Annotated in this window: 19 protein-coding genes; 7 read left to right on the top strand and 12 right to left on the bottom strand. The window is 71.9% G+C overall.

Annotation, left to right across the window (positions count from 1 at the left end; translation table 11 throughout):
* Nucleotides 1-24: 24 nt before the first annotated feature.
* Together PSH03_RS02770 and PSH03_RS02765 are read right to left on the bottom strand one after the other, a co-directional pair.
* The gene (locus PSH03_RS02770) at nt 25-1,716 is read right to left on the bottom strand and encodes a CocE/NonD family hydrolase (RefSeq protein WP_238688152.1); all 1,692 of its coding nucleotides are present in this window, start codon (nt 1,714-1,716) and stop codon (nt 25-27) included.
* A gap of 3 nt (nt 1,717-1,719) precedes the next feature.
* A complete protein-coding gene (locus PSH03_RS02765; RefSeq protein ID WP_210787200.1) occupies nt 1,720-2,235 on the bottom strand; it encodes a MarR family winged helix-turn-helix transcriptional regulator in 516 nt (171 codons plus the stop codon).
* A gap of 123 nt (nt 2,236-2,358) precedes the next feature.
* On the opposite strand from PSH03_RS02765, the gene PSH03_RS02760 reads away from it, so the two are divergent.
* A complete protein-coding gene (locus tag PSH03_RS02760; RefSeq protein ID WP_238688151.1) occupies nt 2,359-4,485 on the top strand; it encodes an MMPL family transporter in 2,127 nt (708 codons plus the stop codon).
* 45 nt (nt 4,486-4,530) lie between these two features.
* Here PSH03_RS02760 and PSH03_RS02755 read toward each other — a convergent pair whose 3' ends face one another.
* Nucleotides 4,531-5,406, bottom strand: coding sequence for a lytic transglycosylase domain-containing protein (locus PSH03_RS02755; protein ID WP_210787204.1), 876 nt, complete (start codon nt 5,404-5,406; stop codon nt 4,531-4,533).
* Nucleotides 5,407-5,440: 34 nt separating this feature from the next.
* Nucleotides 5,441-6,862: a DedA family protein gene (locus PSH03_RS02750; protein ID WP_210787206.1), complete on the bottom strand. Its 1,422-nt coding sequence runs from the start codon at nt 6,860-6,862 to the stop codon at nt 5,441-5,443.
* Between the two features lie 133 nt (nt 6,863-6,995).
* Here PSH03_RS02750 and typA point away from each other — a divergent pair, with 133 nt between their 5' ends.
* The 3 genes from typA (at nt 6,996) to PSH03_RS02735 (ending at nt 10,607) form a co-directional block, all read left to right on the top strand.
* Nucleotides 6,996-8,864, top strand: coding sequence for a translational GTPase TypA (typA, locus tag PSH03_RS02745; RefSeq protein WP_124858831.1), 1,869 nt, complete (start codon nt 6,996-6,998; stop codon nt 8,862-8,864).
* Between the two features lie 114 nt (nt 8,865-8,978).
* Nucleotides 8,979-9,830, top strand: a complete 852-nt coding sequence (locus PSH03_RS02740) for a serine hydrolase (protein ID WP_238688150.1) — start codon at nt 8,979-8,981, stop codon at nt 9,828-9,830.
* Nucleotides 9,831-9,905: 75 nt separating this feature from the next.
* Nucleotides 9,906-10,607: a lysoplasmalogenase gene (locus PSH03_RS02735; protein WP_238688149.1), complete on the top strand. Its 702-nt coding sequence runs from the start codon at nt 9,906-9,908 to the stop codon at nt 10,605-10,607.
* Here PSH03_RS02735 and PSH03_RS02730 read toward each other — a convergent pair.
* Nucleotides 10,576-11,373, bottom strand: coding sequence for a tyrosine-protein phosphatase (locus PSH03_RS02730; RefSeq protein ID WP_210785899.1), 798 nt, complete (start codon nt 11,371-11,373; stop codon nt 10,576-10,578). The two genes, PSH03_RS02735 and PSH03_RS02730, sit on opposite strands and share 32 nt — an antisense overlap.
* A gap of 44 nt (nt 11,374-11,417) precedes the next feature.
* Here PSH03_RS02730 and PSH03_RS02725 point away from each other — a divergent pair, with 44 nt between their 5' ends.
* Nucleotides 11,418-12,515, top strand: coding sequence for a mandelate racemase/muconate lactonizing enzyme family protein (locus PSH03_RS02725; protein ID WP_238688148.1), 1,098 nt, complete (start codon nt 11,418-11,420; stop codon nt 12,513-12,515).
* 59 nt (nt 12,516-12,574) lie between these two features.
* Nucleotides 12,575-13,498, top strand: coding sequence for a C40 family peptidase (locus PSH03_RS02720; RefSeq protein ID WP_238688147.1), 924 nt, complete (start codon nt 12,575-12,577; stop codon nt 13,496-13,498).
* Nucleotides 13,499-13,542: 44 nt separating this feature from the next.
* Here PSH03_RS02720 and PSH03_RS02715 read toward each other — a convergent pair whose 3' ends face one another.
* From PSH03_RS02715 to pnuC, 3 genes are all read right to left on the bottom strand, one after another.
* Nucleotides 13,543-14,541, bottom strand: coding sequence for a TerC family protein (locus PSH03_RS02715; protein ID WP_238685543.1), 999 nt, complete (start codon nt 14,539-14,541; stop codon nt 13,543-13,545).
* Nucleotides 14,542-14,853: 312 nt separating this feature from the next.
* Entirely contained in the window at nt 14,854-15,978 is a 1,125-nt protein-coding gene (locus tag PSH03_RS02710; protein ID WP_238688146.1) for an AAA family ATPase, read from the bottom strand.
* Nucleotides 15,975-16,631: a nicotinamide riboside transporter PnuC gene (gene pnuC / locus PSH03_RS02705; protein WP_124858838.1), complete on the bottom strand. Its 657-nt coding sequence runs from the start codon at nt 16,629-16,631 to the stop codon at nt 15,975-15,977. The genes PSH03_RS02710 and pnuC overlap by 4 nt, the downstream gene beginning before the upstream one ends.
* A gap of 83 nt (nt 16,632-16,714) precedes the next feature.
* Between pnuC and PSH03_RS02700 the strand changes: the two genes are divergently transcribed.
* Nucleotides 16,715-17,008, top strand: a complete 294-nt coding sequence (locus PSH03_RS02700) for an antibiotic biosynthesis monooxygenase family protein (protein WP_210785904.1) — start codon at nt 16,715-16,717, stop codon at nt 17,006-17,008.
* A gap of 122 nt (nt 17,009-17,130) precedes the next feature.
* Here the strand turns inward: PSH03_RS02700 and PSH03_RS02695 are convergent, their stop codons facing one another.
* The 4 genes from PSH03_RS02695 to uvrB all read right to left on the bottom strand — a co-directional run bounded on the left by PSH03_RS02695 (nt 17,131) and on the right by uvrB (nt 21,644).
* Complete coding sequence (locus PSH03_RS02695; RefSeq protein ID WP_210785905.1) at nt 17,131-17,988, bottom strand: helix-turn-helix domain-containing protein; 858 nt, start codon at nt 17,986-17,988, stop codon at nt 17,131-17,133.
* A gap of 196 nt (nt 17,989-18,184) precedes the next feature.
* A complete protein-coding gene (locus PSH03_RS02690; protein ID WP_238688145.1) occupies nt 18,185-18,553 on the bottom strand; it encodes a VOC family protein in 369 nt (122 codons plus the stop codon).
* Between the two features lie 90 nt (nt 18,554-18,643).
* A complete protein-coding gene (locus PSH03_RS02685; RefSeq protein ID WP_238688144.1) occupies nt 18,644-19,453 on the bottom strand; it encodes a helix-turn-helix domain-containing protein in 810 nt (269 codons plus the stop codon).
* A gap of 82 nt (nt 19,454-19,535) precedes the next feature.
* Nucleotides 19,536-21,644 (bottom strand): excinuclease ABC subunit UvrB, encoded by a 2,109-nt coding sequence (gene uvrB / locus PSH03_RS02680; protein ID WP_210785907.1) that lies wholly within the window; start codon nt 21,642-21,644, stop codon nt 19,536-19,538.
* Between the last annotated feature and the right edge of the window lie 5 nt (nt 21,645-21,649).

Genomic DNA, 21,649 nt, shown 5'->3' with positions numbered 1-21,649 from the left:
CCGCGTTTTGGACAAACGCCCAGCTCAGAGCAGGTCAGTGCAAACTGGAGACTGCCGAGGGTCAGAGTGGACGATTGGCAACAGCAGCGCCGACGGGTGAGCCGGATCGTGCAGAACCTGCCGCCAACCGGCACGCAGCGTCACCGCCGTGCCGAGCGGCTCCCCCGTGCCGGGGTTGCGGGCCCACCGTGGATGGGCGCCGCCGCAGACCTGCACCCGCAGTCGGTGCCCGGCGGCGAAGCGGTACGCGGTCGGCCAGAGTGGCACCGGAATCCGCAGCGCCCCGGAAGAGTCGGGCGGGAAGCGCTCGGGCGTGACCCGCACCAGGCCGTCGCACACGTTCCACGAGCGACCCCGGCGGTCCACGTCGCACAGACGAACGAACACGTCCAGGTACGGCAGATCACTGCGGACGTGGATCTCGGCGCGGACCGGGCCGACCACCTCGACCGGCGCGGTCAGCGGGGCACTGGTGTAGGTCAGCACGTCGGGACGGGCCTCGACGCGCCGGTTGTCGACCGGGCCGGCCCGTTGGGCGACGAGCAGTGGACCGCCCAGCGACGGGGTGGGATCGGCCGGGTCGTAGCGGAACGTGTCCGGTGTCGACGCGACAGGTGGGCGTGCCGCCAACTCCCCACCCGGTTGCAGGTGCCAGGGGGTCTCGACGGCCGGGGGTGGCCAGTCCGGCAGGTCCCGCCAGCCGCCACCGGCGCCGCCGACGTAGATGCGCACGGGCGGCCGGGCTGGTCCTGCCGGGACGGGCGTACGAGACGCGGCCGGCAGGTGCTCGTCGAGCCAGGCCAACCCCTCGCGCAGCGCGGCCACGAACAGCCCGGGGCTGCCGTGCGTCCACGGCCCGATCACCAGGCGCGGTGGTGTGCCGGCGGCGCGCAGCACGGCGTGGTCGTCGAGCTGGGCGGGCAGGAAGATGTCGTGCCATCCGGTGACCATGACCACCGGCGCCCGCACCTTCGCGACCTGGTCGGCGAAGACCCGGCTCCGCCAGTACGCGGCCTGCGGTGTGTGGTGGCGTAGCCACTCCTGGAAGAACGGGATGGTCACACCGGTGGCCACCCGGTCGGCGTCGGCCAGGGGGAGGTGCTCCAGCGCGGTGGCCAGCCGGGGTTGCCCGCGCTTGAGTTCCCACTGCCGGGCCAGCCACGGCACGGTCTGCGCGTGCAGCAGCTCCGCCCAGGTCAGCACGGTGTCCAGGGCGAAGGACTCCCCCGCGTACGTCGAGTCGCGGGTCGCCGAGGCGGTCACCACGGCGACCATCGCCCGCAGTTCCTCGCCGGCGTCGGCGGCCAGGGCCCACTGGGCGAAGCCCTGGTAGCTGACCCCGAACATCCCGAGTTGCCCGGACCACCAGGGCTGGCGACGCAGCCAGTCCAGCGTGTCCGCGCCGTCGTCGCGCTCGTGCACCAGCGGGGCGAACGTTCCACCGGAGCCGCCGGTGCCCCGGCACGACTGGATCACCGCGTGCCGACCCCGGGCGGCGAGCAGCCGACCGAGCAGCCGCAGCGGTCCACCCCGCCCGTAGGGGGTGCGGATCAGCACGGTCGGCGCGCCGTGGACGGCCGGGGCGTAGTGGTTGGTGCGCAGCACCACACCGTCGCGGGCCCGCACCGGGAGGTCACGGCTGACCCGCACCGGGCCGGGGCGGGTCGGTGGCAGGCGCAGCGCGGCGCTGGCGAGGCGGGTGACGGGGTCCGGCACCGGTCAGCCCGTCGGGCGGCGGGGTGACTCCGGCCGGGCGGCGCGCACCGCGTCGCGGTGCCCGCGCAGCGATTCGCTCATCTCCGCCATGAACCGGTGCACCACCTCCAGCTCGTCCTCGCTGAACCGGGCCATCACCGTGTCGGTACGGGCGCCCAGCGGCCGGAAGAACTCCATGGCCAGGGTGGCGCCCTGGTCGGCGTAGTGCAGCAGCACCTTGCGCCGGTCGACCGTGTCCCGGTCACGGCGGATGTGCCCGGCCCGTTCCAGCCGGTCGATCAGGGCCGTGACGGAGCCGGAGGAGAGGTTCAGCTGCTCGCCGAGACGGCCGGGAGTGATCGGGTCACCGAGCAACTCGGCGTCCATCACCGCGATCAACGCCTGCAGGTCGGTCGGGTTGAGGCCGTTCAGGTTGGCGAAGGCGTGGCCGACCTGCTGGGCGTCCACCGCGTACCGCCGGAGGTTGTTGGTGATCTCGGCGACCAGCTGCTCGCGGCGCGTGTCGCGCCGTCGGTACATGCCGTGAGTCGCCACCTCGCGCCGCTCTTCCCGTCGTCGGTCTCCCGGGTTGCAGCATAGAACAGCCCCGGATAATCTCGGCTATCAAGATACTCGACTTCCGAAAGACCTTGAGGTCACCTGATGTCTGTGTTCACCAGAGTCGCTCGTGGCCGGCTGGCCGCCTGGCTCACAGTGGCCGCCGCGATCGTCGTGGGCGCTGCCGTCTTCGGCACACCCCAGCCGGACAACCCGGCGCCGGTCTCCGCCACCGGCCTGTCCGTGCAGTGGCAGTCGACCCAGGTGCAACGTCTCCAGGATCAGCTGCCCTCCAGCGACGTGCAGCCGGCCATCGTGGTGATCAGTCGTGGTGACGGCGGCGCGCTGAGCGGGACCGACCGGGCGACCATCGGCGCTCGCGCCGACGACCTACGCCGACTCGCGGTGGGCGGGCAGGTCAGCCCCGCCCAGGTCTCCCCGGACGGCGCGGTGGCCCTGGTCGCCGTGCCGCTGGACACCGCCGGCGGGCAGGAGGTCGTCACCGACACGGTGACCCAGCTGCGCGCCAACCTCATGAACCTGCCTGACGGGCTGACCGCCGAGGTGACCGGCGCCCCGGCGTTCACCGCCGACCTCTCCTCGGTGTTCGACGGCGCCGACGTCACACTGCTCGTGGTGACCGCCGGCGTGGTCGCGCTGCTCCTGCTGATCACCTATCGCAGCCCGTTCCTGTGGATCGTGCCGCTGGTCGTGGTCGCCGCCACCGAGCAGCTCACCCTGCGCGCGGTGGACGTCATCGTGCCGGGCGTCGGCATCAACCTCCAGCAGGGCCAGGTCACCGGCATCGCCAGCGTGCTGGTCTTCGGCGCCGCCACCGACTACGCGCTGCTGCTCATCGCCCGCTACCGGGAGGAGCTGCGCCGCGAGGAGGACCGGTTCGCGGCGATGCGCGCCGCGCTGCGCCGCACCGCGGAGCCCATCCTCGCCAGCGGCGGCACCGTCGTGCTCGGCGTCCTCACCCTGCTGCTCAGTGAGCAGGAGACCAACCGGGCACTGGCCGTGGCGTGCGCCACCGGTGTGGTCTTCGCCATGCTCTCGGCCCTGTTCGTGCTCCCCGCCGTGCTGGTGCTCTTCGGTCGCGGCCTGTTCTGGCCCTTCGTACCCCGGGTCGGCGGCCCGGTGCGCGAGGGTCGGCTCTGGGGTCGACTCGGCACCGCCGTGCAACGCCGCCCGGTGGTGGTCGCGACGCTGGCCACAGTGCTGCTCGGCGGCCTGGCACTGGGTGGGCTCGGCATCCGTACCGGCCTGTCCGAGACCGAACAGTTCCGGGCCGAGCCCGAGGCGGTGACCGGGGCACAGACCCTGGCCAGGGCCTTCCCCGCCGGCAGCACCCAGCCCGTCGCCGTGATCACCACCCCGGCGGCGGTGCGGGCGGTCACCGCCGCCGCCACCGCCGTACCCGGTGTCGCCTCGGCGCGCCCCGGCGACGCCGGCGCGGCCGTCGCCCAGGTCGACGTGGTCCTCGACGCCGAACCCGGCACCACCGCCTCGGACCGCGCGATCGAGGCGCTACGGGCGGCGGTCGCCGCCGTTCCCGACTCCGCGCCGCCGGCCGCCGCCGGCGCCGACGCCCCGTCCGGGGCGATCGTCGGTGGCTCCGTGGCCGCCACCTACGACTCCGACGAGGCCAACGACCGGGATCTGCGACTCATCCTGCCGATCATCCTGCTGCTGGTCGGCGCCGTGCTCGTGCTGCTGCTACGCGGTCTGCTCGCGCCGCTGCTGTTGGTGCTCACCGTGATCGCGTCGTACTTCGCCAGCCTCGGCGCGGCCTGGCTGCTCTTCGACCACGTGCTGGGCTTCCCGGCCCTGGACAGCGGTGTGCTGCTGCTCGCCTTCGTGTTCCTGGTGGCGCTCGGGGTGGACTACAACATCTTCCTGGTCACCCGGGCCCGGGAGGACGCCCGCAGCGCCGGCACCCGCGCCGGGATGCTCTCCGCCCTGCGGGTCACCGGCGGTGTGATCACCAGCGCCGGAGTGCTGCTCGCCGCGGTCTTCGCCGTGCTCGGCGTGCTCCCGCTGATCACCCTGACCCAGATCGGGATCATCGTCTGCATCGGTGTCCTGCTCGACACCCTGCTGGTCCGCACGGTCCTGGTGCCGGCGCTGGCGTTCCTGCTCGGCGACCGCTTCTGGTGGCCCGGCCGCAACACGCGCGACCCGGTGCGGGCCACCCCGCGCTCGCCCGAGCCGGTCGCCGCGCACGACTGACCGACTCGTCGGGGCCGTGGCGAATCCGCCACGGCCCCGACCAGGTCAGTACGCCAGGCAGACGCACTCGCTCATCAGCGCCCGCACGTTGCGCACGTACGACGGGTTGGGGATGGCCAGCGGCTCCCCCTCCTGCGCCACCGCACCGTGACCGAAGTTGTACGCGGCGATGACGGCGTTGAGCAGGCAGGAATTCAGCTCGCTGGTGCACAGTGCCGGATCGAGCCGGAAGTCGGACTCGAAGTACATGTCGCCGATGTACTTCGTCGCCCAGGCCAGGTAGGTGGCGCCGAGGTAGGCGTTGTCCTGGTAGGCGTCGATCTTGTAGCTCTTCTCGAACCGCTGGTTCATCCAGGTAGCGGTGTCCGGCATCACCTGCAACAGCCCGACCCCACCGTCGCAGGCGTAGATGTTGGACTGCCAGCCGCTCTCCTGCCACGCGGTGGCCTTGAGCAGGTTGAGCGGGATCTTGATGTCCGGCGCGGAGACCGGCCAGTAGGTGCGGTTGGCCGCATCGGTCAGCGCTGCCTTCACCTCGGACCGGCTCGCCTGGGTGCCCTTGTAGGTCGGCTTGCAGGAACTGGGTGCCGGCTTCGGGGGCGCCGGCGGAACCTCGGTCTCGGTGGGCGGCTTCGGCACCGCTCGCGGCTTCGGCGCCGCCCGGGTCGGCTTCTTCGTCGTCTTCGGCTTCGGGGTCGCGCTACGACTCGGCGCGGAACCCATCGATTCCACGGCGCTCACCGACGGGCTCGGCTCCCCGTCGACCTCGTCGGAAGGTGCATCGGTCGGCCCGTCGGTGACGGCGACCGGCGCGGCCAGGCCCGATGGGCTCTCCCCCTTGGCGGCGCAGCCGACCAGTGCGCTCGCCAGCAGAAGCCCGGCGAGCACTGCGGCGCCCAGCCGATCGGTGCGTCGAACCATGGCGTTGCCTCCCCCGTGTGATTGTCGCCGCACCCTAACAAGGTTCGACCGGGCGGCGTTGCCCCTGCGAGGGCCGCCGGGGGGCCTGGTCGACCGGGGGCTGACCGTCGCCCACCGCCCGGTCCCGAGTCGCCCAGGCGACCATGAACACCACAGTCCAGAGCACCCCGAGCAGCACCGCCGCGGCCGTCCCGCTCGCCGTGTCCAGTCCGAGGTAGAGCCGCGCGCCGCCGATCCCGAGCACCCCTGCCGCCGCAGCGGTCCAGGCGGCCACCGCCACCGGCCAGTGGGCGCTGCGCGACACCAGCCACGCCAGGGTGCAGAAGCTCGCCGCGACCACGGCGTTCTGGGTGGAGAGCGGAGCCACCTCACCGCCGCCCGGGGCGGTCCCATTCGGGCCGGTCAGTTCGGCCACCAGGGCCAGCACCACCAGCGGCACGAACGCGCCCACAGTGCCGACCACGCTGAGCAGGTCCGCCCGCCAGGGTCGGTTGCGCCACGCCAGCACCGCCGCCACCAGCGCCACCAACAGGATCAGCACCGACCCGCGTACCACCGACACCACTACCAGTGTGGCGTCGGCGGCGTCCGGGGTACGCCGAGCGGCGAACCACCCCGCGATGGCGCCGTCCAGCGCGGCGAGCCCACTGTTGCGGACCGCCACCGCGAGCAGACCGGCGATGGCGAGCCCGGCGGCGAACAGCAGCAACAGCCCGGCGGCCAGATTGAGCAGCAGCGTCCAGGCCGGGCCGATCCGCATGGCCACCAGGAAGAACAGCACCCCGTAGCGGGCGGTGAGCCACCGCACCGGGGGCAGCGCGCCGGCCCGGGACAGCAGCGCGCGCACCGGGTCGGGGTTACGGCCCAGCCATCGACCCACGAGCACCACACCCACCAGGCCGGCCAGCAACAGGAATGTCACCCCGGTGGCCCGGCCGAGCAGCCGGGAGACCGTGTCGTACGACTCACCGGCGAGGTGACCGAGCAGCACCGAACCGCCCACCCAGGTCACCACCCCGGCCAGGTTCCAGAGGGCGAACCGCCGGTACGGCATACCGGCCGCACCGGCCAGCCGGGGCACCAGGGTCCGGGCGAAAGCCACCCATCGGGCGGCGAACACCCCCCGACCACCGAGGCGGGCGAGCATGGCGTCGGCGCGGGCCCACCGTTGCGGCCCGACCCGGTGACCCAGCCCGGCGCGCAGCCGTGGGCCGTACCGCCGTCCGGCCCGAAAGGCCAGCCCATCGCCGAGAACCGCCGCGACGATCATCGCGAGCAACGCCGGCCCGAGCCGCAAGGTACCGTTGTAGGTGAGGAAGCCGACGAGCAGCAGGGTAGCCTCACCCGGCACGAGCAGGCCGAAGATCACCGCGGTCTCGCCCGCCACGATCAGCGCGGCGACCAGGTAGATCCACAGGGTGGGCAGACCCTGCACCCAGGTCAGCAGCTCGTGCACTCAGGCCCCCGGGACACGGGTGCCAGCATGCCAGCCCGGGGAACCACCGGCACAGCGGTTTCACCATAGATCAGGGGCACCTGGGGGTGACCCCGACGCAGCCTGCGCGAGCGCAGGCGGAAGGATAGAGGGTATGCAGCTTCGCACCGACCTCCGCAACGTCGCCATCATCGCTCACGTCGACCACGGCAAGACCACCCTGGTCGACGCCATGTTGCGGCAGGCCGGCGCGTACGGCGCACGCGGCGAGAACACCGAGCGGGTGATGGACTCCGGTGACCTGGAGCGGGAAAAGGGCATCACGATCCTGGCCAAGAACACCGGCGTGCGTTACCTGCCGGCGGACGGCTCCGACCCGGTCACCATCAACATCATCGACACCCCCGGCCACGCCGACTTCGGCGGCGAGGTGGAGCGCGGCCTGACCATGGTCGACGGTGTGGTGCTGCTCGTCGACGCCAGCGAGGGTCCGCTGCCGCAGACCCGCTTCGTGCTGCGTAAGGCGCTGCGGGCCCGGATGCCGATCATCCTGGTGATCAACAAGGTGGACCGTCCGGATGCCCGGATCAAGGAGGTCGTGGACGACACCTACGAGCTCTTCCTCGACCTGGACGCCGACGAGGAGCAGATCGACTTCCCGATCGTCTACGCCTGCGCCCGCGACGGCATCGCCTCGCTGACCCAGCCCGCCGACGGCTCGGTGCCCGACGACAGCACCTCCCTGGAGCCGCTGTTCCGCACCCTGCTGGACACCATCCCGGCACCCTCGTACGAGGACGGCGCGCCGTTGCAGGCCCACGTCACCAACCTGGACGCCTCGCCGTTCCTCGGCCGGCTCGCGCTGTGCCGGGTCCGCCAGGGCACCATCAACAAGGGTCAGACGGTGGCCTGGTGCCGCACCGACGGCAGCACTCAGCGGGTCCGCATCTCCGAGATGCTGATGACCGAGGGCCTGGAGCGCACGTCGGCCGAGACCGCCGGCCCGGGCGACATCATCGCCGTCGCCGGCATCCCGGAGATCATGATCGGTGAGACCCTCGCCGACGTCGAGAACCCGGTCGCGCTGCCGCTGATCACGGTCGACGAGCCGGCCATCTCGATGACCATCGGCACCAACACCTCGCCGCTGGTCGGCCGGGTCAAGGGCTCCAAGGTCACCGCGCGGATGGTCAAGGACCGGCTCGACAAGGAGCTGATCGGCAACGTGTCCCTGCGGGTCCTGCCCACCGAGCGGCCGGACGCCTGGGAGGTGCAGGGCCGCGGCGAGCTGGCGCTGGCCATCCTGGTCGAGCAGATGCGCCGGGAGAGCTACGAGCTGACCGTCGGCAAGCCGCAGGTGGTCACCCGGGAGATCGACGGCAAGACCTGCGAGCCGGTCGAGCGGCTGACCATCGACGCCCCGGAGGAGTACCTGGGCGCGATCACCCAGCTCCTCGCCACCCGCAAGGGCCGGATGGAGCAGCTGGTCAACCACGGCACCGGCTGGATCCGGATGGAGTGGCTGGTGCCGGCGCGCGGCCTGATCGGCTTCCGCACCGAGTTCCTCACCGACACCCGGGGCACCGGCATCCTGCACCACGTCTTCGAGTCCTACGAGCCGTGGTTCGGCGAGCTGCGCACCCGCAACAACGGTTCGCTGGTCGCCGACCGGGCCGGCGCGGTCACCGCCTTCGCGATGATCAACCTTCAGGAGCGTGGCCAGCTCTTCGTCGACCCCACCACCGAGGTGTACGAGGGCATGATCGTCGGGGAGAACTCCCGCTCCGACGACATGGACGTCAACATCACCAAGGAGAAGAAGCTCACCAACATGCGGGCGTCGACCTCCGACGAGACGGAGAAGCTGATCCCGCCGCGCAAGCTCTCGCTGGAGCAGGCCCTGGAGTTCTGCCGCGAGGACGAGTGCGTCGAGGTCACCCCGACCGCGGTGCGCATCCGCAAGGTGGTGCTCGACCAGCAGCTGCGGGGCCGGGCCGCCGCCCGCCGCAAGCACGCCGGCTGACCCACCAGCACCCGACACCGGGCGCGTCGGCCGCAAGCGGCCGGCGCGCCCGGTGATTTTTTCCCCCGACGGGTACGCGAGCCCACCCCCGCTTGATCCGCTACGGTCACCGGCATGACCTGGGATGATCTCGACGCCCACCTGGACCGGGTGCCCGGCACCGTCTCCGCGTACGTGGGGCGGCTCGACGCGCCGCCGACCTGGACCCGCCACGCGGACGCCGGCCACTACGCCGCGAGCACCATGAAGGTGGCGGTGCTCGCCGCGCTGCACCGCGCCGCCGAGGCCGGCACCCTGGACCTGGACGCCCCGGTCCCCGTCGTCAACGACTTCGACTCCGCCCAGCCCGGCGCACCCCGCTTCGCCAACGCGCAGCCCTACGACAACGACGACGCGGTCTGGGACCGCGTCGGCGGCACCGCGACACTGCGCTGGCTGGCCGACCGGATGATCGTGCGCTCCAGCAACCTCGCCACCAACCTCGTCCTCGGCCACGTCGGGCTGCCCGCGGTCGCCGAGGTCTGGGCCCTCGCCGGCGCCCGCAACAGCGTCACCGGCCGCGGCATCGAGGACTTCGCCGCCCGCGAGGCCGGCATCACCAACACGGTCACCGCCGCCGACCTGGCCGCCCTGCTCGGCGCCCTGGCCACCGGGACCGGCACCCCCGGCCCACTCGCCTCACCGGCCGCCTGCACCACAATGCTGGACGTCCTGCTCGCCCAGGAACACCGCGAGGACCTCGCCGCCGGCCTGCCCGAGGGCACCCGCATCGCGCACAAGAACGGTTGGGTACGCGGCGTCCGCCACGGCGCCGGCCTGGTGCTGCCCGACGACGCCCCGCCGTACCTCATCGCCGTCTGCACCACCACCGACCTGGCCGGGGGCGACGACCAGGTGGAGGACGACGCCTGCCTGCTGCTCGCGCACATCTCGGCGCAGGTCTGGGCGGCCCGCCACCAGCTCTGACCCGACAGCCTCGGCGGCGAGGTCAGCGCCACCGACTGCGGCTAGGCTGCTCGCACCCCCACCCCGGAGCCGCCGATGCCCCGCAGTCGCACCGTGCTGATCGCCTTCCTCGTCGTGACGGCCGCGAACCTGTTGGCCAACGCCACCGGCGGCGGCCTGGCCTTCCTGCTGACCAAGCCGCTGCTGATGCCGCTGCTGGCCGCGTACCTCTGGCGGGTCAGCGCCGAACGCGCGGCCCGACCGGACCGGCTGCTACTCGCCGCGCTGGCCTTCGCCACCGGCGGCGACGTCGCCCTGATGATCGACGGCACCGGCTGGTTCCTCGCCGGCATGGCCTGCTTCCTCGGCACGCACCTCTGCTACCTCGCGGCCTTCACCCGACACGGCGCCGCGACAGCGCTGCGCCGCACGCCGCTGGTCGCCGTCCCCCTGGGGTACGCGGTGCTGACCGTCATCGCGCTGACCTGGATGTGGGCGGGGCTGACCGACGTCGGGCTGGCCGTACCGGTGGCCGGCTACGCGATCGCGCTGGCCGCCATGGCGAGCACCGCCGCCACCCAGGGCTGGCGGGTCGGTCTCGGCGCCGCGCTCTTCCTCGGCTCCGACCTGCTGATCGCCGCCGGGGTGGCCGAGGTGGCCCAGCCAGCCGGCGCGCCGGTGCTGGTCATGGCGACCTACGCCGCCGGCCAGGCACTGATCGTCACCGGCCGCGCCGCCGGCACCGGCACCGGCACCGGCGCACCTGTCACTCCAGCAACTGCGCCCGCAACGCCCTGAGGTCGCCATCGGTGAGCCCCAGCCCGTCGCGCAGGTACGCGTCGAACGAGCCGTGCACCCGACGCACCTCGGCGTAACCGGCGTCGAGGTACTCGGCGCGAACCTCCAGCACCGGCAACACCGCGTCGACGTCCAACTCGGGATTCCGCCGACGCATCGCCTCGACGATCACCGCCCGCAGGCTGTCGGTCAGCTCGTTGTTGCGCAGGTAGTCGGCGCGAATGGCCGTCTCGTCCACCCCGAGCGCCGTCAACAGGATGACTGTCAGCCAACCGGTGCGGTCCTTGCCGGCGGAGCAGTGGTAGAGCAGCGGCAGGTTCTCCGGCCGGGACGCCAGCCGCACCGCCTCGGCGAAACCGACCCGCGCCGACTCACCGGTGACGAACCAGCGGTAGATCGCCGCCATCGCCCCCGCCGTGCCCTGCCGGGCCAGCTCCGCGTACGCGTCCAGGTCGTGACCGAGCAGCACCGCCGAGACGTACGTGAAGACCGGGTGCTCCGCGTCGTGCACCGGCAGACGCACCACCAGTGGCTCACCGGCGAACCGGTCCTCCGGCGCGACAGCGATCTCCGAGGCGTCGCGCAGATCCACCACGCACGCCGGCCCCAGCTTCGCCAGCACCGGTAGGTCCTCGTCGGTCAGCCGACCCAGCGCCGGAGTACGGATCAACTGCCCGACCCGGACCCGCCGCCCGTCCGCGCCGACGAGCCCACCCAGGTCACGCGCGTTCGGTGCACCCACCAGCTCCCAGCCCTGCCCGGTCATCCGGTCTCCCCTCCCACCGTGAACCTTTGTATAGGGTGCCTCACATGACGATCTCGGCGGTACGCACCCACCGGGTTTCCGCCCCCTTACACACCCCGTTCGTCACCGCGCTGCGGCGTACCACCACAGTGGACACCCTGGTCGTCGAACTCGTCGACAGCGACGGCCGGTCCGGCTTCGGTGAGGCACCCCAGGTCTGGCAGGTCACCGGCGCGTCGGTCGCCGGCGCGCAGGCGTGCGTCCGCGAGTTGCTCGGCCCACAGCTGATCGGCCGTGACCCGGACGACCTGGTGACCCGTTGCGCCGAGGTGCAGCGCGCCGTGGTCGGCAACGAGGCCGCGAAGGCGGCGGTGGACGTCGCCCTGCACGACCTCGCCGCGCGGCGGCTGGGCGTACCCCTGGTGCGGTTGCTCGGGGGCACCACGCTGCGGGTCCCGACGGACGTCACCCTCGCCGCCGGCGACGCGGTGGACCTGGCGACCGCGGCACGGCAGCGGCAGGCCGACGGCTTCGGCGTGCTCAAGTTGAAGGTCGGCACCGACGCGGCCGGCGACCTGGACCGGGTGCGCGCGGTACGGGCGGCCGTCGGCCCCGGCACCCGGATCCGGCTGGACGCCAACCAGGGCTGGACGCCCCGGGAGGCGGTCCGGGTGATCCGCGGCATCGAGGACGCCGGGCTCGACGTGGAGTTGGTCGAGCAGCCGGTGGCCCGTTGGGACCTGGACGGGCTGGCCTGGGTCAGCGACCGGGTGTCCGTGCCGATCCTGGCCGACGAGGCGGTCTTCGGGGTCCGTGACCTGGTGGAGGTGATCCGCCGCCGGGCCGCCGACCTGGTCAACGTCAAGCTGGCCAAGTGCGGTGGGCTGCATCCGGCCCGTACCCTCCTCGACCTGGCCACCGCGCACGGGCTCGGCACTGTGGTCGGCTCGATGATGGAGAGCCAGGTCGGCATCGGGGCGGCCGCGAGCCTGGTCGCCGCGTACGGCACCACAGCGGTCGCCGATCTGGACGCCGCCTGGTGGCTGGCCTGGTCACCGGTGCAGGGCGGCATCCGCTACGACGGGGCGACAGTGGTGCTGCCGGACGCCCCTGGCCTGGGCATCTCCGGCCTCGCTGAAGCAAAAGTGCAAGCTCGTGGTTGATGGCCGTCGGTTTCTTTCATAGGGTTCCCCTGGACAGCCGACACGATCTGGGGGTTGACGTGGAGCTGCAACCGGGCCGCGAGGCCGTCGTCCGGGTCGCCGTGGCGACGCTGTGGACCTCCCCCGAGGCCGTCCGCCCGGTCGACCGTCCGGCGCTGAGCGCCGGCGCCGACATCCCGACCTGGGTCTCCGGAATGGACACCGACCAACAGGTCGGCGACTGCGTACTGAGCCAACTCCTGCTCGGCGAACGGGTCCTCGTCAGCGAGCTACGCCCGGACGGCTGGGCCCGGGTCGTCGCGGTCGAACAACCAGCCGCCAAGCTGGACCCCCGCGGCTACCCGGGCTGGCTCCCCGCCGATCAGCTGGCCGTTCCCGACCCGGCCCACACCAGCATCGACCGTCCGCTGGTGGTGGACGCCACTGTCACCGGGCTGCACGCCGCCCCGAACGGGCCGGTGGTGCTGCCCGGCGTCGTCGTCGGCACCCGGCTCGTCCCGGCCGGCCCCGCGCTCGACGACTGGCGGCCGGTGCACGTCCCCGGCCGGGCCACCCCGCTCTGGCTGCCCGACCGCCACCTGGCCCCGTCCTCGGCCGCGTCGCCGGCCGCCGCGCAGGCACTCGCGGTGGCACAACGCCTGCTGGACGTGGTCTACATCTGGGGCGGTCTCTCCGCGCACGGAATCGACTGCTCGGGGCTGGTGCATCTGGCCTGGCGGCGGTTCGGGGTGCTGCTGCCCCGCGACGCCGACGATCAGGCAGTGGCCACCACCCCGCTGCCGTTGGGCGCGGAACGCCCCGGCGATCTCTACTTCTTCGCCCGACCCGGCCGCAAGATCCATCACATCGGCATCGTCACCGCCACCCCAGACGACGGCGGCCAGCGCCGGATGCTGCACGCCTGCTACCGGCGGCGGCGGGTCATCGAAGAGGAACTGCCGGCAGACCGGACCGCCACGCTGGTGGGCGCGCACCGGGTCTGACCGGTTACCGGCCGGGCGCGTGTCCGCACCCGGCCGGCTAACGGTCAGTGTCGGGCGTCGGCCAACTCGCGACGCCGGTCCCGGGAGGACTTGATCAGGCTGGCGGCGGTGGCGACGCCCAGGGTGCCGATGATGACCAGCAGCGACAACCAGATCGGGATGTGCGGCGCCCAGCCGACGTGCTCGCCACCGTTGATGAACGGCAGTTTGTTGTCGGCCAGTGCCTCCAGCACCAGCTTGACCCCGATGAACCCGAGCACGACGGCCAGGCCGTAGCTCAGGTAGATCAGCCGGTCCAGCAAGCCACCGAGCAGGAAGTAGAGCTGCCGGAGGCCCATCAGCGCGAAGACGTTCGCGGTGAAGACCAGGTACGGCTCCTGGGTGATGCCGAAGATCGCCGGAATCGAGTCCAACGCGAAGATCAGGTCGGTGGTGCCGATCGCGATCATCACGATCAGCATCGGGGTGAACAGCCGCTTGCCGGCCACGTGGGTGGTGAGCTTCGCGCCGTCGTAGTCCTTCGAGATCGGCAGCGCCTTGCGGCTCCACCGGATCAGCACGTTCTCGGAGAACTCGTCCTCGTCCGGCTCACCCTGCCGCGCCAGGTTCACCGCGGTGTAGATCAGGAACGCGCCGAAGATGTAGAAGACCCAGGAGAACTGCGTGATCAGCGCCGCACCCGCGGCGATGAACCCGCCGCGCATCACCAGCGCCAGCACGATGCCGACGAGCAGCACCTTCTGCTGGTACTGCCGAGGCACCCCGAAGCGAGCCATGATGATCACGAAGACGAAGAGGTTGTCCACCGAGAGGCTGTACTCGGTGAGCCAGCCGGTGTAGAACTGGCCGGCCGCGCTGGCCCCGGAGGTCAGCCAGACACCCACACCGAAGAGCAGGGCGAGACCGACGTAGAAGCCGACCCAGAGGCTCGACTCCCGCACACTCGGCTCGTGCGGGCGTCGACCGATGATCAACAGGTCGACGAGCAGGACCGCAGTCAGTGCGACAAGCGTTCCCGCCCACACCAATCCGGACACGTCCAACGTTCATTCCTCCGGCAGACACGCGGCGTCGGGCACACCGTACGCCCCTGCGGGAGCCGGCGTGCCGCTGTCGCTCACTCTGGTGACTGTCGGAGGTCTCTTCCGCCGTCGCCCCGGAGAGGGGCGGCGACCTACGGGGCCGGGTCGGGCGCCGTGGTTCCGGCGATCGACCGTGCTGACGACTCCGTTGCGGGGGAATACTCCCCTCCTCGGTGACCATTGTTGCCCACCACGCCCCGTGATCACACCCCGGGCAGCCGGTGGCGCCGGACACTGCTCGGCGCGTCACATCGCCTTCGGCTTCCTAGGAGGCTAGTGCACGTCTGGTGCGGCGATCGGGTCGGCGAGCGGCCACCCGGCAGCGAGCAGGTCGTCGCAGGCCCGCACCGCCCGGGCCAACCGATCGGCGTGCGACCCGGCCAACTCCACCACCGGCACCCCGCACCCGGCCAGCTCGGCCCGGAAGCGCTCGGTCATCCAGGCCCGCAGGTGCTCACCGTCGCGCAGCCCGTCATCGGTGAACGGCACCCCCTGGTGATCCGTCAGCAGATACAGCGCCGGCCGACGCGCCGCCGCCCGTACCTCCTCCGACGCGCTGCCCAGGTAGCGCTCCTCCCACACCGCCGTCGCCCGCGCGTCGGTGTCGCAGACCAGCAACGGCCCGCTCGTCCGGGCCGCCGCGTCCTCGGCCGCCTGCTGCTCGCGGACCACCGCGCGGAAGTCGTCCCGGTCCCAGGCGACGTCGAAGACGGTCGCCTCCGGCGTTCGTTCCCGCAACCGGGCCAGCTTGCGAGCGGTCAACTCCCGGCCGTACTCCGGCACCCAGGACGTGCCGTAGTGCCCGGCGAGCGCCGCCGCCATCGTCGTGGTCCCGGTCGACTCGGCCCCGACCACCACGACCCGCCGGACGAACCACGCCCGCACCGGCGGGCTGAGCCACCGCCAGTGACCCGCCGGGTCCGCGCGCACCGCCGTCCCGGACACCGGCACGGTCCGCCGGTCCGGATCCACCGACACGGGTACGGCGTGGAAGCGGCGCGCCAGCTCGGCGCCGTACGCCTCGGACGAGAAGACCGCGTCCACCGACCCCGACCCGACCGCCTCGCGGAACACGGCGCAGTGCGCGTCCCAGACCGCCGGATCGGCATAGTCCACCGGGTGGTCGTCGTACCGGCCGACGAAACGGACCCACGGCGTGTCCGCATGCACCTCGCGCAGCCAGTCGAGGCGCAGCGAGAGCGGTATGGACTCCCGACGTGCGGGCGCCACGACGACTGTCACCTCGGCGCAGCGGGCGGCGGCGGCCCGGATCAGCGCGTGGTGCCCGGCGTGCGGTGGATAGAACTTGCCCACCACCATCCCGTGCCCGAACTCCGCGGCGGCCGGACGCGCCGGCCCGCGTGGCGCCGGCGCGCGGCCGGATGTCTCGGCGTTCACGCGGTGACCGGGGCCGGGCCGGGCGGGACCGCGCTCGGCCGGTCGGCCCGACGCAGATCCGCGCGCCAGGCCCGCAACCCGAGTACGCACAGGGCGAGGAAGACCAGGTAGAGCACGGCCGTCAGGTGCAGCCCCTTGTACGCGTACAACGGGATGTAGATCAGATCGGCGGCGATCCAGAGCCACCAACTCTCCACCCGCTTGCGGGTCTGCCCGTACGTGGCCAGCAGGGACAGCGCCGTGGTCAACGCGTCCGGCAGCGGCACTGTCGAGTCGGTGGCCCGGTCCAGCAGCACCCAGAGCGCGCCGGTGAGCAGCAGCCCGGCGGCGGCCAGCGCCAGCCACTCCCGCCGCCCCGTCCGACTGACCGTGAGCCGGGTGCGCCGCTCGCCCCCGAACAGCCAGTGCCACCAGCCGTAGCAGCCGAGTGCGACGTAGACGACCTGGAGCCCGGCGTCGGCGTACAGCCCGGCGGTCCAGAACAGCACCATGAGCAGCAGCACGTTCGCGATGCCGATCGGCCAGTTGGCGATCTTCTGCCGGGCCACCAGCCACACGTTGAGCACACCGGTCACGAACCCGAGCAGCTCCGCCCACGTGGTGCCCGTACCGGCCACCCGAAACGCGGTGCCGGTGAGCCAATCGATGATCACGAGGCCACCCTAGGTGCGTCGCCGACGCCGGGCCAGACCCCCGCGACACCGCCCGCCCCGACCGCCGTGGGAGGCTGTCCGACATGGTGCTTGAGGTCGCGCTGATCGACGTACTACCCGGACACGAGGACGCGTTCGCCGCCGCGTACGCCGAGGGTCACCCGGTGCTCGCCGGGGCGACCGGCTGCCGTTCCGTGCGGATGACCCGAGGAATCGAGTCACCGACCCGCTTCGTGCTGCTCGTCGAATGGGACTCGGTCGAGGCGCACGAGAAGAACTTCCGGGCCACCGAACGGTTCGACAAGTGGCGCGCGCTGATCGGGCCGCACTTCGCGGGACCGCCCGTTGTCGAACACTTCCTCGACGTACCGGCCTGAGCCGAGCTGTCGTACCCCGCGGTTATCGTGCCGGGCGCACGCGCCGGCCGCCGGTCCCGACGGGCTCGGGGGCGCCGGGCCCGGTGGCCGCGCGGCGCGTCGTCGTCGGCACCGCTGAGCCGTTACTCGCCGACGCGGCGGGCCAGCGCTGTGACCGTCTCCTCCGGTGACAGCGCCGCGGCCAGCAGCGCCGCTGTCATCCGCTCGTAGCGGTCGACGTCGAGCACGGTGGCCAACCGGACGTCGGTGGTCAACGCCTCGAGCATGACGGTGCGCGGGTCCGCAGGGTCGGGAAAGGCGTAGCAGGAATACGGTGTGAGCGGATGCAGCCCGCCACCTGCCGCTCCGCGTGGCAACAGCCGCACCGTGACGTGGGACAGGCCGGTCACCGCGACCAGATGACGCAGCTGTTCACGCCAGACCGCCACCGGCAGGTCACCCGGGTCGCAGACGGCCTCGGCGAGCACCGCCGTGTAGCGCGGCGGGTAGGCCCGTCGCAGCACCTCCTGCCGCAGCGCCCTTGCGCGCACCTCGGCCTCCACATCGACCTCTGGCGTGAGCTGGGCGCCGGCGACAACCAACACCCGGGCGTACGCGGGCGTCTGGAGCAGCCCCGGCACCACCGACGGCTGGTACTCGACGATGTCGGCGGCGCCCGCCTCCAACTCGGCGTAGGTGCGTTGCCGTTCGCTCATCTCGCCCAGCGTCTTCCACCAGCCTCGACTGGTCGCCGCGTCCCGGGCGATGACGATCAGCGCCTCCCGGGCGGGCGTGGGCACCTTGTAGACATCCAGCAGATCGAGCACGTCGGCGAGGTCAGGGCGACTCTGGCCCAGCTCGATGCGGGACAGCTTCGACGTCGAGGCCCAGCCCAGCCGGTCGCAGACCTGCTCCAGGGTCAGCGACTCGCGCCGACGGAGTTGGCGCAGCTCTGCGCCGAGACGTGCACGTCGAATGACAGGACTTGTTGGCAGCGGCATCCCGGCCTCCCCACCGAGGGAGACTACGCAGGACGATCACCCAGTGCAATAGCTCGCTCGCGCACCGCAATCAGGGCATTCGACACCGTCGGCCGGCCCGGCCAGCCCGAACACACCGTTCCCGCAGGTCAGCACGGTTTCAGGCCGCGAAGGCCGGGGCCTGCCGGCCGCCCGTCCCCCATCGGCGTGGGCGGGCTCAGGGTCGGTAGGTGCCGAAGGACCAGACGTTGCCGGCCAGATCGCGGGCCGCGTAGTCACGGGAGCCGTAGTCGGTGTCGAACGGCTCGCGGATGATCTCGGCGCCGGCCGCGCGGGCCTGGGCGCAGTGGGCGTCGACATCCGGCACGGCCACGTAGACCGACCAGTCGTCGTCGGCCGGCCGGGGCGGGGTGTCAGCCCGACCACCCAGCATGATCATGCCGGTGTCGAAGACCAGTTCGGCGTGCGCGACCGCGCCGTCCGGCGACTCGTGCACGGCATGCGCCCGGAAACCGAAGGCGACACCGAGCCAGTCGATCGCGGCGCGCGGATCGGGATAGCGGAAGATCGGATAGATGGTTCGCATGACCCGATTCTGCGGCCGGCGGTGCGACCCCGGATTGGACGAATGTGACCTCGGCGGGTCGCCGACCCGACTGCGGTCGGCCGGCGGTCGTCAGCGGGCGGAGAGCAGCGCGGCCGGCGTGGCCCCCGCGAACTCGTGGAAGTCCCGGATCAGGTGGGACTGGTCGTAGTAGCCACAGCCCGCCGCCACGGCGGCCCAGTCGACTCCCCGCCCGACCCCGCCGGCCTGCATCGACGCGGCGTGAGCCTGCTGAAAACGCAGCAGCCGGGCCGCCATCTTGGGCGGCAGCCCGACCTCCAGCCGGAACCGGGACGCGAGGTGCCGGCGGCTCCAGCCCAACTCGTCGGCGAGCACACCGACGCTCCCCCGTCCACCGCTGGCGGTCAGCCACTGCCACGCCCAGTCGAGCCGCGGGTCCACCGGCGGGGACGCCGCCAGCCGGGCGGCGAGCACCCGGTCGAGCAGGTCGAACCGTTCCGACCAGCCGGGGGCCTCGGCGAGTCGGCCGCGCAGCCGATCCAGCCAACGGCCCGGGAGCTGCCCGACGCCGACGGCCCGATTGGTCAGCTCACTCAGAGGCAGACCGAGAAGCCGGCGGGCGGTCAGGGGGGCGAGCAGCAACTCGACGCCCTCCCCCACACCCACAGTGCGTGTGGTGCACCAACTGTCGAAGGTGCCGGCCACGAACGAGTCGACAGCGGTGGCGCCACGCTGCGCGCTACGCGGGTCTGTCACGTCCAGCGGAGCGCCCCAGCCCAGGATCAGCACCACGAAGACGCCCGCCGACTCCCGGCGGACCAGCGGCACGTCCGCCCGTTCCCGGTAGCCCACGTACCTGTCGACGAACGGACGCAGGCTGGCGTGGGGCAGCCCGAGGACCATCTCGCCGGTCGGCGCCACCGCCGTCAACAGTGCCCGCCCTTCGCGTGCCCCGGTCGGTCGGGCCCGAGCGGTGCGCTGGGCGGGGCCGACCGGGTGGCCGTCACTTCACGCCGGCGGCGTCCATGCCGCGCAGCTCCTTCTTCAGGTCGGAGACCTCGTCGCGAATCCGGGCCGCCAACTCGAACTGAAGCTCGCGGGCGGCGGCCAACATCTGGTCGTTGAGCTCCTGGATGAGCTGGGCGAGGTCGGCGCGGGCCATCCCCTCCCGTGAGGTGGTGGTCGCGGCGGACCGGCTCCGGCTGCGGGTCTCCTTGACCGGTGCCTTGCCTCGGGAAAGCTGACGCACCGCGCCGCCGACCCGGGAGTTCTCGGTGTCCTCCGCCTCGCGGTAGATGTCGTCCAGGATGTCGTGGATCTTCTTGCGCAGCGGCTCCGGGCTGATGCCGTGCGCCTCGTTGTGCGCGATCTGCTTGGCCCGACGCCGATCGGTCTCGTCGATCGCCGCCGCCATCGACGGGGTGATCTTGTCGGCGTACATGTGCACCTGGCCGGAGACGTTACGGGCGGCCCGCCCGATGGTCTGGATCAGCGACCGGCCACTGCGCAGGAAGCCCTCCTTGTCGGCGTCGAGAATCGCCACCAGCGACACCTCGGGCAGGTCCAGACCTTCGCGGAGCAGGTTGATGCCGACGAGCACGTCGTAGTCGCCCTTGCGCAGCTCGCGCAGCAGCTCCACCCGGCGCAACGTGTCGACCTCCGAGTGCAGGTAGCGCACCCGGATGCCGTTCTCCAGGAGGTAGTCGGACAGGTCCTCGGCCATCTTCTTGGTCAGCGTGGTGACCAGCACCCGCTCGTCCCGGTCGGTCCGCAGCTTGATCTCGTGCATCAGGTCGTCGATCTGGCCCTTGGTCGGCTTGATCACGACCTCCGGGTCGACCAGACCGGTGGGTCGGATCACCTGCTCGACGAACTCGCCCTGGGCCTGCTCCATCTCCCAGGTGCCGGGGGTCGCGGAGAGGTAGACCATCTGGCCGACCCGCTCCAGGAACTCGTCGAAACGCAGTGGCCGGTTGTCGGCCGCGCTGGGCAGCCGGAAGCCGTGGTCGATGAGCATCCGCTTGCGCGACGCGTCGCCCTCGTACATGCCGCCGATCTGCGGGATGGTCACGTGCGACTCGTCGACCACTGTGAGGAAGTCGTCGGGGAAGTAGTCGAGCAGGGCGTGCGGCGGGCTGCCGGGCAGCCGCCCGTCCATGTGCATCGAGTAGTTCTCGATGCCGGAGCAGAAGCCCACCTGCCGCATCATCTCGATGTCGTAGGTGGTGCGCATCCGCAGCCGCTGCGCCTCCAGCAGCTTGCCCTGCCGCTCCAGCTCGGCGAGGCGCTCGGCCAACTCGACCTCGATGTCACGGATCGCCCGTTCCATCCGCTCCGGACCGGCCGCGTAGTGGGTGGCCGGGAAGATCACCAGCTGGTCGACCTCGCGGACCACGTCACCGGTCAACGGGTTGAGGTAGTAGAGCTTCTCCACCTCGTCACCGAACAGCTCGATCCGGATCGCCAGCTCCTCGTACGCCGGGATGATCTCCAGCGTGTCGCCGCGGACCCGGAAGGTGCCCCGCTGGAAGGCCATGTCGTTGCGGGTGTACTGGATGTCGACCAGCCGGCGCAGCAGCTGGTCGCGGTCGAGCTCCTGCCCGATCTGCACCTTCACCGCCCGGTTGAGGTACTCCTCCGGAGTGCCCAGGCCGTAGATCGCCGAGACGGTCGCCACCACGATCACGTCGCGGCGGGTGAGCAGCGACATCGTCGCCGAGTGCCGCAGCCGCTCCACCTCCTCGTTGATCGAGGAGTCCTTCTCGATGTAGGTGTCGGTCTGCGGAATGTACGCCTCGGGCTGGTAGTAGTCGTAGTACGAGACGAAGTATTCGACAGCGTTGTGCGGCAGCAGCTCGCTGAACTCCTTCGCCAGCTGCGCGCAGAGGGTCTTGTTCGGGGCGAGCACCAGGGTGGGGCGTTGCAGCCGCTCGATCAGCCACGCCGTGGTGGCGCTCTTGCCGGTGCCGGTCGCGCCGAGCAGAACGGTGTTGCGGTCGCCGCGCCGAACCCGACGCTCAAGATCGTCGATGGCTGCCGGTTGGTCGCCGGCCGGCTGAAAGTCACTGACGACCTGGAAGCGGCTGTCCAGCCGGGGAATGTCGAGCGCCATGCCGT

The sequence above is a fragment of the Micromonospora salmantinae genome (genome assembly GCF_022230905.1).
GTDB lineage: Bacteria > Actinomycetota > Actinomycetes > Mycobacteriales > Micromonosporaceae > Micromonospora > Micromonospora salmantinae.
This window is presented reverse-complemented; position numbering and strand designations above follow the sequence as displayed.

Coding starts and splice junctions, on each gene's coding strand:
- PSH03_RS02760 (WP_238688151.1), top strand. CDS start 2,359: ATGTCTGTGTTCACCAGAGTCGCTCGTGGCCGGCTGGCCGCCTGGCTC.
- PSH03_RS02730 (WP_210785899.1), bottom strand. CDS start 11,373: ATGACCGGGCAGGGCTGGGAGCTGGTGGGTGCACCGAACGCGCGTGAC.
- PSH03_RS02700 (WP_210785904.1), top strand. CDS start 16,715: ATGGTGCTTGAGGTCGCGCTGATCGACGTACTACCCGGACACGAGGAC.
- PSH03_RS02765 (WP_210787200.1), bottom strand. CDS start 2,235: ATGTACCGACGGCGCGACACGCGCCGCGAGCAGCTGGTCGCCGAGATC.
- PSH03_RS02740 (WP_238688150.1), top strand. CDS start 8,979: ATGACCTGGGATGATCTCGACGCCCACCTGGACCGGGTGCCCGGCACC.
- PSH03_RS02690 (WP_238688145.1), bottom strand. CDS start 18,553: ATGCGAACCATCTATCCGATCTTCCGCTATCCCGATCCGCGCGCCGCG.
- uvrB (WP_210785907.1), bottom strand. CDS start 21,644: ATGGCGCTCGACATTCCCCGGCTGGACAGCCGCTTCCAGGTCGTCAGT.
- PSH03_RS02695 (WP_210785905.1), bottom strand. CDS start 17,988: ATGCCGCTGCCAACAAGTCCTGTCATTCGACGTGCACGTCTCGGCGCA.
- PSH03_RS02755 (WP_210787204.1), bottom strand. CDS start 5,406: ATGGTTCGACGCACCGATCGGCTGGGCGCCGCAGTGCTCGCCGGGCTT.
- PSH03_RS02735 (WP_238688149.1), top strand. CDS start 9,906: ATGCCCCGCAGTCGCACCGTGCTGATCGCCTTCCTCGTCGTGACGGCC.
- typA (WP_124858831.1), top strand. CDS start 6,996: ATGCAGCTTCGCACCGACCTCCGCAACGTCGCCATCATCGCTCACGTC.
- PSH03_RS02725 (WP_238688148.1), top strand. CDS start 11,418: ATGACGATCTCGGCGGTACGCACCCACCGGGTTTCCGCCCCCTTACAC.